The sequence below is a fragment of the Bacillus sp. JJ1764 genome, assembly GCF_036962145.1.
GTDB lineage: Bacteria > Bacillota > Bacilli > Bacillales > Cytobacillaceae > Neobacillus.
Genome location: NZ_JBALNY010000142.1, coordinates 10,817 through 20,969 on the forward strand (window position 1 = coordinate 10,817; position 10,153 = coordinate 20,969).

The 10,153-nt window shown below is 37.4% G+C and carries 11 protein-coding genes; 4 read left to right on the plus strand and 7 right to left on the minus strand.

Going from position 1 to position 10,153, the window contains the following annotated elements; all coding sequences use genetic code 11:
- Positions 1-60: 60 nt before the first annotated feature.
- On the minus strand, positions 61-459 hold the full coding sequence (locus tag V7083_RS18520) for a DoxX family protein (RefSeq protein WP_335480668.1): 399 nt from the start codon (positions 457-459) through the stop codon (positions 61-63).
- A 435-nt stretch (positions 460-894) separates the two neighbouring features.
- On the opposite strand from V7083_RS18520, the gene V7083_RS18525 reads away from it, so the two are divergent.
- On the plus strand, positions 895-1,353 hold the full coding sequence (locus V7083_RS18525; RefSeq protein WP_335480670.1) for a GNAT family N-acetyltransferase: 459 nt from the start codon (positions 895-897) through the stop codon (positions 1,351-1,353).
- Positions 1,354-1,465: 112 nt separating this feature from the next.
- Here V7083_RS18525 and V7083_RS18530 read toward each other — a convergent pair whose 3' ends face one another.
- The 4 genes from V7083_RS18530 to V7083_RS18545 form a co-directional block, all read right to left on the minus strand.
- Entirely contained in the window at positions 1,466-2,572 is a 1,107-nt protein-coding gene (locus V7083_RS18530) for an MBL fold metallo-hydrolase (RefSeq protein ID WP_438823746.1), read from the minus strand.
- 433 nt (positions 2,573-3,005) lie between these two features.
- Positions 3,006-3,410 (minus strand): cupin domain-containing protein, encoded by a 405-nt coding sequence (locus tag V7083_RS18535; protein ID WP_335480672.1) that lies wholly within the window; start codon positions 3,408-3,410, stop codon positions 3,006-3,008.
- A gap of 76 nt (positions 3,411-3,486) precedes the next feature.
- Positions 3,487-4,350 carry an aldo/keto reductase gene (locus V7083_RS18540; RefSeq protein ID WP_335480674.1) on the minus strand — a complete coding sequence of 288 codons (864 nt, stop codon included), beginning with the start codon at positions 4,348-4,350 and terminating at the stop codon, positions 3,487-3,489.
- A gap of 31 nt (positions 4,351-4,381) precedes the next feature.
- Positions 4,382-5,137, minus strand: coding sequence for a carboxymuconolactone decarboxylase family protein (locus tag V7083_RS18545; RefSeq protein ID WP_335480677.1), 756 nt, complete (start codon positions 5,135-5,137; stop codon positions 4,382-4,384).
- Between the two features lie 214 nt (positions 5,138-5,351).
- On the opposite strand from V7083_RS18545, the gene V7083_RS18550 reads away from it, so the two are divergent.
- The gene (locus tag V7083_RS18550) at positions 5,352-5,900 is read left to right on the plus strand and encodes a TetR/AcrR family transcriptional regulator (RefSeq protein WP_335480679.1); all 549 of its coding nucleotides are present in this window, start codon (positions 5,352-5,354) and stop codon (positions 5,898-5,900) included.
- A gap of 196 nt (positions 5,901-6,096) precedes the next feature.
- The gene (locus V7083_RS18555; protein ID WP_335480681.1) at positions 6,097-6,339 is read left to right on the plus strand and encodes an ABC transporter; all 243 of its coding nucleotides are present in this window, start codon (positions 6,097-6,099) and stop codon (positions 6,337-6,339) included.
- 194 nt (positions 6,340-6,533) lie between these two features.
- Here V7083_RS18555 and pdxT read toward each other — a convergent pair whose 3' ends face one another.
- Positions 6,534-7,124 (minus strand): pyridoxal 5'-phosphate synthase glutaminase subunit PdxT, encoded by a 591-nt coding sequence (pdxT, locus tag V7083_RS18560; protein WP_335480683.1) that lies wholly within the window; start codon positions 7,122-7,124, stop codon positions 6,534-6,536.
- Between the two features lies 1 nt (position 7,125).
- Positions 7,126-8,010 (minus strand): pyridoxal 5'-phosphate synthase lyase subunit PdxS, encoded by an 885-nt coding sequence (pdxS, locus tag V7083_RS18565; protein ID WP_335480685.1) that lies wholly within the window; start codon positions 8,008-8,010, stop codon positions 7,126-7,128.
- Positions 8,011-8,115: 105 nt separating this feature from the next.
- On the opposite strand from pdxS, the gene V7083_RS18570 reads away from it, so the two are divergent.
- A complete protein-coding gene (locus tag V7083_RS18570) occupies positions 8,116-9,531 on the plus strand; it encodes a PLP-dependent aminotransferase family protein (RefSeq protein WP_335480687.1) in 1,416 nt (471 codons plus the stop codon).
- Positions 9,532-10,153: the final 622 nt, after the last annotated feature.

A 10,153-nucleotide genomic window follows, 5' to 3' on the forward strand; every position in this document is an offset into this window, starting at 1 on the left:
CTTTATTATTATTCCACTTCAAAACAATGATGAATTTTACCTCAATTTTAAATTACATGTTTAGAAAAAAAGTGAATCTAAAGCATATTGACCAGGACCAACCAAAGCTATCCCGATCGCAACTGCAAGCAAAGTTAAGTTATATTCGTACCCATTTGCTGTTGCCCATAAACCGTTTGGACCATGAACCTTTACGATTGCCATTATCATAGTCCCTGCAATCAAAATTCCTGCAAGTGGAGTTAAAAGTCCTAAGGCAAAAAGTAAACCACCAATAAATTCTGCTAGCCCTGCGAATAGAGCCATCGTCACACCTGGTTTCATTCCAATGGATTCAAACCAACCACCTGTTCCTTTTAAACCGTATCCTCCGAACCAACCAAACAATTTTTGGGCGCCGTGACCAATAAATAAAACCCCAATGACTAAACGAATAATGAATAATCCAATATTTAACATGATAAATTCCTCCTAATTTTAATTATCTCGAATCTAAGATATTTGTTAAAAAAATTTTTTCCTTTATTCAACAAGTAATGGCTTTTGTTGTTTGTATTATGACCAAAAGGGTATATTTGTGCATTTACTCTCTATTTTGTACACCTCCTTGAATATCTCGAAATAAAATATCTTGAATATGAGATAATAATAATGCTTAATCTTTTTTTTGTCAATACCCTTTTTGACGAACTCCAACCATATTTGTATAGATAGTTGTTTAATACTCTAAACAACTTTAGCAATTGCTTTTCCACGTATTCTATCATTGAGCCATTTATTACAAAACGGTTTCAATTGTCATGGATGAAAAGTCCATTTTTATTGTTAGATTTCCTTACATCATAGTAGCTAATTTCGTAAATCCAACTTAAGATTAAACGGGGAGGTTATTTTATGGAGATTAAAATAGATGATTTAACTGGAACTGAAGTGATCGAATTAATAAGTGAACATCTTTATGGAATGAGGTTGAATTCCCCAGCGGAAAGCATCCATGCTTTAAATGTAGAAAAGTTGAAACAACCAAATATTACTTTTTGGAGCGCATGGGAAGGCAACGCTTTAGCCGGTATGGGAGCCCTAAAAGAACTTGATCCATTTCATGGTGAGATTAAATCAATGAGGACATCTTCGGCATTTCTCAGAAAAGGTGTTGCCTCACAAATGCTCCAGCATATTCTTGGGGAAGCCATCTCGAGGGGCTATAAAAGGATTAGTTTGGAAACAGGGTCGATGGCCGGGTTTGCCCCTGCGAGAAAACTATATGAGAGTTTCGGTTTTGAATTTTGTCCACCCTTTGCTGACTACATAGAAGATTCAAACAGTGTCTTTATGACAAAACAGCTGGGATAGCTATTATGTGATGTTTAATGTAGGAGGTTTAGTAGATAAATCAATAGTTTTAAAAACCCCTTCACTGATCTGAAGGGGTTTTGCTTATCTAAAGCTGTTGTATAAATTTCGATTATTCCCACCAAGAAGAAATAGGATTGGATAACTCCCTACCTAACGGAACGGTTTCACCAATTTTAGGAGCAATCATATTTACACCTGACTTTTCAGATTCTATTAATGCTCGTTCTATTGGTTCTGTCCACCCATGATAAGCAAGGGTAAAAGCTCCCCAATGAATTAACATCATATTTTTACCATTTACTTCTAAATGGGCCTGAACAGATTGTTCAGGTGTCATATGGACCCAAGACCAGCGTCGGTCATATTGCCCGCCTTCTATTAAGGTAAGATCAAAAGGGCCGTAGTTCTTCCCTATTTCCTTGAAATGTGTATCATATCCCCCATCTCCACTTGTATAGAAACGTGTCTTTTCACCTAGAATGACCCAACCGCCCCAAAGTGTAGAATTTCTATTTAATGGTCCCCTACCAGAGAAATGCTTGGATGGTGTGAATGCTACCGTTAAGCCTTTAAACTCTGTTTCATCCCACCAATTAAATTCTGTTATTTTTTCTTGATTAACTCCCCAATTAATCAAGTGTGCGCCTACACCAAGAGGTACAAAGAAATGATTGACCTTGCTCTTCAATTTTTTTATCGATGGATAATCTAAGTGGTCGTAATGGTCATGAGTAATAAAAACAGCATCAATTGGCGGCATTTCATCAATAAGATATAACAGGTCTTTACTGTAGCGTTTGCTACCTACGAAAGTAACAGGTGAAGCAACGGAGCCTAGCATGGGATCTACCAGTATCTTTTTATTATCCACAATAAGTAAAAAAGCAGAATGACCAAACCAAGTTAAACTATCTTCTTCACTTTTGATTTTGTTCCAATCAATCTCGGAAACTGGAATTTGTCCTTTAGGATTCCGATTTTTAGCACCTGAAAAATTTTCTGCAACCATAGAGGTGAAATCAGCTGCACTAAATTCCATCTTTGTTGGTATTAGATTGATAAATTTTCCATCCTTATAATTGTTCAGTTGACTAAATTGCTTTTTTTGTTTTTTGTTTGGGTTGCTGCCGAATGCTGGGTTTATGTTTATAAATAATATGATGAAAACGATTAATACAACTAAAAAAATGAATAGATAAACCATCACCTTTTTCATAAACCCCCCTTTCTCTCATTTTTTATAAAAATTTTAATGCATGACTTACGTTCAAATGCCATTATTCCATTTTTCAAAACGATTTTATTCGTCTTCAGGAAAACCGTCTTTCATTTTTTTTGCACCATGGAAGGGTGGCAATTAATCTTGATTAAGTTCAGTTGTAAAGTGTTCTTCCAAGGTAATCCTACCACACATCCATGCTTTGCAGCCGTATCGTTCATAAATTTTTTCTCGTCAATAAAATAAAAATTTCGTTCATCTTCCGAGAAATTTCCAATGATTTTTTCACCTATGAAGTTAACATCTTGCAAATTATATATGCTCATCCCAAGTTATTACTTAGTCTATGAACACAACATAATGATTTGGATGAAACAAAAAAGCCCTGAATTTACAAGGCTATTTTTTTCCAAACAATTATTATAATTTGTTATNNGTTATATTCCTCATCTGATACTGGTTCCAACCATTCTGGTTTACCTGCAGTGATGGCAATGTGTTCAAACCAACTGTCTTTTGCAGCGCCGTGCCAATGCTTTACACCATCATGGGTGACAATAACATTACCAGCTTCTAAGAATTGAGCGGGTTTTCCTTCTTCTTGGTACCAACCTTCGCCACCTGTTACCAATAAAATTTGAAATCCGTCGCGATGGATATGCCAGTTATTGCGACATCCTGGTTCAAAGGTCACATTCCCCACTCCAACATTCACTTTAGGATCAGCAACCAACCCTTTAAGATAACTTTGTCCAACGAAAAATTGTGCAAATGCTTCATTTTTCTCGCCAACTGGGAAAATAACGCCATTTTTTACATCTTCATGTTTTGTCATTTACTCTTCCTCCAGTAAATTTGACTTATTTACCAACTTTTAGGTATTTTTTGTACGACCATCATTTATGATCTGCTTATTTTAGCTTACCGCCAAATACCGGGAAGAAGCTATGCTCACCATAATTCTGGATGTGCGCTACATTCTTCAAAATTTCCATATCTGCATCGCTGATAACAAAATCAAGCTCTGCATTGTTTTTCATGTGATCCGGATTTGCCGTCTTAGGAATTATGACCATACCAAGCTGGATATCATAACGTAGGCAAAGCTGAGCAACAGATACTCTATACTTATCCGCTATTAACTTAATCTCTGCATGATCGAGAACGGCACCGTGTGCAATTGGTGAATATGCCTCTACTAAAATGTCTTTTCTCTGGCAGAATTCAATTAGTTCCAAAGGAGTATTGCTTATATGTGCAAATATCTGATTAACCATAGGTTTGATCTCACAGCTTGCAAGAATACTCTCTACATCATCCTGAAGGAAGTTAGAAAGACCGATTGCCTTTACTTTGCCTTTCTTATAAGCATCCTCCATTGCCTTCCATACTTCTTTATTTTCCTCAAAGTAACGATTCTCCTCACGGAACTCCATCCAAGGCTGTGGGCTGTGGATAATTAGAAGGTCAATGTAATCCAGTTCTAGCTTTGCTAAAGACTCATCAATCGACTGCTTAGCTACATCATATGTCTTTGCTTCTGCGGCAACCTTTGTGGTGATGAAAAGTTCTTCTCTTGCTAAACCACAGGAACGGATTCCTTCGCCTACACCAGTTTCATTCTTATAAGCCTGAGCAGTATCAATATGACGATATCCGATCGATACCGCATCACGCACCGCCAGTTCTGCTTGGGCATCGTCAAGCAGCCAGGTACCTAGACCTAATTTGGGAATTTCTACACCATTTGTTAATTTGTAAGTTTCCTTAAACATGATTTTGCCTCCTTTGCCATGTTATATTTTCTTAATTCTCAGGAATAACTTCATTGATGAAAGCTAATGCGTTCAGAGATCTTGGAAAGCCAATATATGGGAGGCAGTGAGTGATCGCGGAAATCAAAGTTTCTTTGTTATTGCCCACATTTAGGTTCCCTTGTACATGTGCCATTACTTGGACATCAGCACCACCCAGGCTGCTTACGATGCAAAGTGTCAGCAACTCCCGAGTTTTCAAATCGAGTCCTCCACGGGTATAAAAGTCTCCAAAACAGAAAGCTGATAGATAATCCTGTATATGCTTTTGACTGTCTGGAGCAGCCTCACGCATTTTTGCAATGATTTCGCCAAAAATCTTTACCTGTACGGAAAGCCCCCTTTCAAAGCGATTTTCTTCATCTACAGTCTCTTGGCTTTCAATCGGCAAAACAATATTCTTTGCTTTGAAAACTTCATTTACTCCATTGATGGCGTTTATTGTTTTAGGAAATCCGATGTATGGAGCACATTGATAAATGGACTCTTTGATTTCAACGGGTGTGAGACCAACGTTCAGTGCGGCCACTACATGTTCCTTAAGCTGAGGCAAAGTTTGGTTCGTGGTAAGAACAACCAGAGTAATAAGCTCACGTTGCTTGTCATCTAGATTTCCTTGATAGAATACGTCCCCGAAAATAAAGCTTCTAAGAATATCCTGAAAGGCAGGATCGTCAGCGTACGCAGCTGGAACTGCATTTCCAAATAACTGTTTGTATTTTTCCTTGCTCTTTACAACTCGGTCCATAAATGAGCCTCCTGTTTGAAGTTAACTTACTTTTATTTTCCAAAAAGTTCTGCAAAATGAAATATGAAAATGAATATTGATTGATTATTCAACATCTGTTTATAATTATAAAAAAGCCCATTAAACTTTCAATGGTTAAATGAATGCAATTCGTTGATTACTCAACAAGTCAACTAAAATTGTTGATTATTTAAAGGAAGAATGGTGAATCAGAATGCCTAAAGTAGATAGAAGAATAGCCAAAAGCCAAGTCGCTATAAAAAATGCCGTAACGGAACTGATGTCTGAAAAAAGTTTCGATGACATCACTATTCAAGATATTGCTGACAGAGCAGATGTGAATCGAGGCACCATTTATCTTCATTACACGGATAAATACGACCTCTTGGATAAGATGATTGGAGAACATATGGATAATCTCCGAGAACTATGCCAATCTGCTACTGAGATGACGTTTCAAGAAGGAAATTATGTCTGGTACGAATACTTTGAGAAGAATCATTTATTTTTTTCAACGATGCTAGCAAGTAAAGGAGCTCCCTATTTCCGAAGTCGTTTTCTTGATTTAGTCGTAGAAGAATTTAAAGCTGAGGTGGAGACTACCGAAGGATTAAATCATGGATTAAATGAAGAGGTGATTCTGCAATTTTTTGGTTCAGCTGTTGTTGGAGCTGTTGAATGGTGGTTTAAAAATGAAATGCCTCTACCAGCTCGTGAGATAGCAGAACAAACGGGAGCTTTGCTAGATCGGAACCTGGAATAATAAGACGAATCAATAACCTGCTTCTCCCTTTCAATGGGGGTGCCAGTTTCATTTTGAACTATATTGATAGAAATCGACATTTTCTTTCATTTGCATATTTCTTACTTTTTAAGCCTTTTTTTACACTTTTAATAAACATGCTCCCCACATTCCACATACTATATTATTAACAGACTATTGATTGGGGTGGATTTAAATGGGACATCATGGTCATGATTCTTGCCATTCGTGCATTTGGGGTATTTTCCTAGGATTTATAGCAGGTGTTATCTGGTTGTTGCTTGCATTGCTGGGTTACACTTCCAACTTCTTTGGATTATTAGGACTTTCTGGACCTTTTTTTAATATTTTAAATATCCTTATTGCGATCATTGGTTTCCTTGCTTTTTTAGTCTTCGGTTTGTATGTATTCAAAAAAGCTTGGCGTTGCTGCCGTTGATTAAGGTAGGCAAGTTTATATAGTTTTTTAGGGATTTTTAGAGAATAAATATGATTCACAAAGTTATTATTTATCTTCTATCCCTCCTTCAATTCCCCCTTTGGCATAAAAAAATGGCGATCCTTCAACATGAGGATCGCCATTTCTCTATATTTTTGCGATTAGAATTTACCTATTATTCTTTTCTTAAAGAATCAATAGCTATCAACTAATGTGCTTTCCCTGACCATTTCAATAAAATACTTCATAATTCTAGAGTCCTCTGTTAGTTCTGGATGAAAGGAACAACCTAAAAATTGGCCGTCTCGAGCTAAAACAATGCGATCTTCGTGTTTTGCCAGAATCTCAACATTGTCTCCTGTAGCTACGATATGTGGTGCCCGGATAAAAACAGCAGGAATGTCATTCCCCACTCCTTCAATGGATAGCTCCACTTCAAAACTATCCACTTGCCGTCCGAATGAGTTTCTTTCAACTACAACATCCATTAACCCTAGATGTGGCAAATCATATCCAACAATTTCTTTGGCTAATAAGATCAGGCCCGCGCATGTTCCAAACATGGGGATTCCTTTGGCAGCCAAAGCGCGAATCGGTTCCAGCAACTCGTAACGATCCAGCAGTTTCCTCATAGTTGTACTTTCTCCGCCAGGCAATACAAGACCATTTAATCCTTTTAGATCTTCAACTGATTTAACAGGTACAGCCTCGCAGCCAAGCTCATCAATTTGTCTAATATGCTCTCTCACGGCACCTTGTAATGCTAGTATACCAATTTTCAACATATTACCAACCACGATCCTGCATACGTTCACTTGCAGCTAGTGTCGAAATTTCAATACCTTTCATAGGTGTTCCCAACTCTTTTGAAATCTCAGCAATTAATTTATAGTCTTGGTAGTGAGTTGTCGCTTCTACAATGGCACGGGCAAATTTTTCTGGATTATCGGATTTGAAAATTCCTGACCCTACAAAAACGCCATCTGCGCCAAGTTCCATCATTAAAGCGGCATCAGCTGGTGTAGCTACTCCACCTGCAGCAAAATTAACAACCGGTAAGCGTCCTAATTTTTTTATTTCCAACAATAATTCAAATGGTGCTCCTAAATTTTTCGCTTCGGTCATAAGTTCATCGGTACTCATTCCTACAACACGTCTTACTTGTGCATTTACTTTACGGATATGACGAACAGCCTCGACAATATTTCCTGTTCCCGGCTCCCCTTTGGTCCGTAACATGGAGGCTCCTTCCCCAATACGACGGGCTGCTTCGCCTAAGTCGCGGCATCCGCAAACAAATGGTACGGTGAATTCACTTTTTAATAAATGGTATTCTTCATCAGCAGGTGTCAATACTTCACTTTCATCTATGTAATCGACGCCCATTGCCTCTAATACACGTGCTTCTACAATATGGCCAATACGTGCTTTAGCCATTACTGGTATAGTGACAGCGCTCATGACTTCCTCTACAATACGAGGATCTGCCATACGGGCTACGCCACCCGCTGCACGGATATCAGATGGCACTCGTTCTAACGCCATTACTGCCACTGCACCTGCAGCCTCGGCAATTTTTGCTTGTTCGGCATTAATAACATCCATTATTACGCCGCCTTTTTGCATTTCTGCCATCCCACGTTTTACTCTTTCAGTTCCAACTTGTTTCATGAAAATTTCCTCCATTCATTTGATGATTATTAGTATAATAGAAATTGACTACATGAAAAGGTTCAGTTTTTTGAAAATAAATATGGTCAGATGGAGGATTCACGGATGGATATGCTGATGTTGAAACTGGATAAAAGCACAGAAAAACCTTTATATGAACAGCTTTATCTTGGAATTAAAGATGCCATAATACATAAACAAATTGATGTTGGAACCAAATTGCCTTCAAAGAAAAAATTAGCTGAATTTTTAAATATCAGTCAAACAACCATTGAAATTGCTTATTCTCAGCTTATTGCAGAAGGCTATGTGGCATCAAAACCTCGCATTGGTTTTTTTGTGGAAGAGATCGACGAATTACCCTTTATTGAAAAAGAAATGTTACATTTGCCTGTAGAGAAGGCTGAGAATAAATTGTATCAATTTGACTTTCTTCCGGGAAAAATTGATACAGATTCATTCCCCTTTTCACTATGGCGAAAATATGCCAAGAATATATACGATTCTAACTCAAAAGAACTGTTGCAAATTGGAGACCCGCAAGGAGAATTTGCTTTAAGAGCTGAAATCTCAAAATATCTTTATCAATCAAGGGGTATTGTATGCCAACCAGATCAAATTGTCATTGGTTCGGGAACAGAACAGTTGCTACCTATGATTCTCAGATTACTTGGTAGTAATTTAAAATTTGCTCTTGAAAATCCTGGCTATTCAGCCATCCCAAAAATACAATTGCAAAATAGCGCCATCTCGATCCCGGTTGATGAAAATGGTCTAATGGTGGATGAACTTGAAAAAACAAATGCCAATGTGGTTTACATTACACCTTCCCACCAATTCCCTACGGGTGCAGTTCTATCTGCCACCCGAAGAACGCAGTTATTAAGCTGGGCAGCAAAAGATGAAAATCGCTATATTATCGAAGACGATTACGATAGTGAGTTTCGCTATATTGGAAAACCAATTCCCGCGTTACACGGGTTGGATCAAAACAATAAAGTTATTTATTTAAGCACGTTTTCCAAATCGTTAATGCCGTCGTTACGTGTGGCCTATTTTGTCTTACCTTCAACATTATTGCAAAGATATAAAGAAACCTTTCATTTTTACTCAGCAACTGTGCCTAGATTTGATCAGCATATTTTAGCCGACTTTATGAGAGACGGTTATTTTTCTAAACACCTCAACCGGATGCGGAAAATTTATCGTAAAAAACGTGAAAAATTAACTCAAATATTCGAAACGTTTTATCCGAATGTCAAGATCACGGGAGACCAGGCAGGAATGCACGTTTTGATTTCTGTCCCCCTGTCAAATAGTGAAGAACAGTTAAAACAGATGGCGGCAATAGATCATATATCAATCCATCCCATTAGCGATTATTTATTAAGTCCTATTGATTATAAAGATCCAACCTTTTTATTAGGATTTGGCGGCATTCCCATGGAAGATATTGAAAAAGGTATTCACCAATTAATGAATTGTTGGGGAATTTCAAAATCAAAAGTGGTAAAAAGGTAAAAAAGGTATTCTAAAATAATTTCTTTTTTANNNNACGAATTTTCTAAGATCCATATTTTTTAAATTGCCGTCGTAACACATAAAGAGTAAAGATTGGTATTCTTTAAAATGCTTCATGACAAAAAGGGCGAATTCTTTGCGTTCGCTCTTCATTTTCATTTTAACTTCTTCTTTTGAAAGGATCTCATCAAGTTGGTCTTGATAATATGCTTTCGTATCTTCCCATTTTTCTATACGATTGACCAAAATATCCTTTCCGTACTCTGGTAATTGATTAATGACATGGTCGATATACCCCTCAGACCACATTAACATTTTATCCTTTTCAGGAAGCTCAAGGACCATTTTTAACAATTCCGTTTCATCCATTTCTTTTTGAAGGGCATATTTCCCGACCCGATTCATCCTATTCACCCCATGTGTGAATCATTTGGTCTTAGTTTGTTAATGTATATGAATATATTATTCGTTTAATTTTATGAAGGAATATACTGGCATTTGAGTGGAACTAGAAAAAAGTGCCCCTCATTAAAAAGTAAGGGCACTTTTAGTTCATCTTTCTAAACCGATACTATTTTGGCAGTTGAATACCTCGCCAGCCGCTTACATTGCATTGGCCATA

Coding starts and splice junctions, on each gene's coding strand:
- V7083_RS18555 (WP_335480681.1), top strand. CDS start 6,097: ATGGGACATCATGGTCATGATTCTTGCCATTCGTGCATTTGGGGTATT.
- V7083_RS18525 (WP_335480670.1), top strand. CDS start 895: ATGGAGATTAAAATAGATGATTTAACTGGAACTGAAGTGATCGAATTA.
- pdxS (WP_335480685.1), bottom strand. CDS start 8,010: ATGAAACAAGTTGGAACTGAAAGAGTAAAACGTGGGATGGCAGAAATG.
- V7083_RS18540 (WP_335480674.1), bottom strand. CDS start 4,350: ATGTTTAAGGAAACTTACAAATTAACAAATGGTGTAGAAATTCCCAAA.
- V7083_RS18550 (WP_335480679.1), top strand. CDS start 5,352: ATGCCTAAAGTAGATAGAAGAATAGCCAAAAGCCAAGTCGCTATAAAA.
- V7083_RS18530 (WP_438823746.1), bottom strand. CDS start 2,572: ATGAAAAAGGTGATGGTTTATCTATTCATTTTTTTAGTTGTATTAATC.
- V7083_RS18570 (WP_335480687.1), top strand. CDS start 8,116: ATGGATATGCTGATGTTGAAACTGGATAAAAGCACAGAAAAACCTTTA.
- V7083_RS18520 (WP_335480668.1), bottom strand. CDS start 459: ATGTTAAATATTGGATTATTCATTATTCGTTTAGTCATTGGGGTTTTA.
- V7083_RS18545 (WP_335480677.1), bottom strand. CDS start 5,137: ATGGACCGAGTTGTAAAGAGCAAGGAAAAATACAAACAGTTATTTGGA.
- pdxT (WP_335480683.1), bottom strand. CDS start 7,124: ATGTTGAAAATTGGTATACTAGCATTACAAGGTGCCGTGAGAGAGCAT.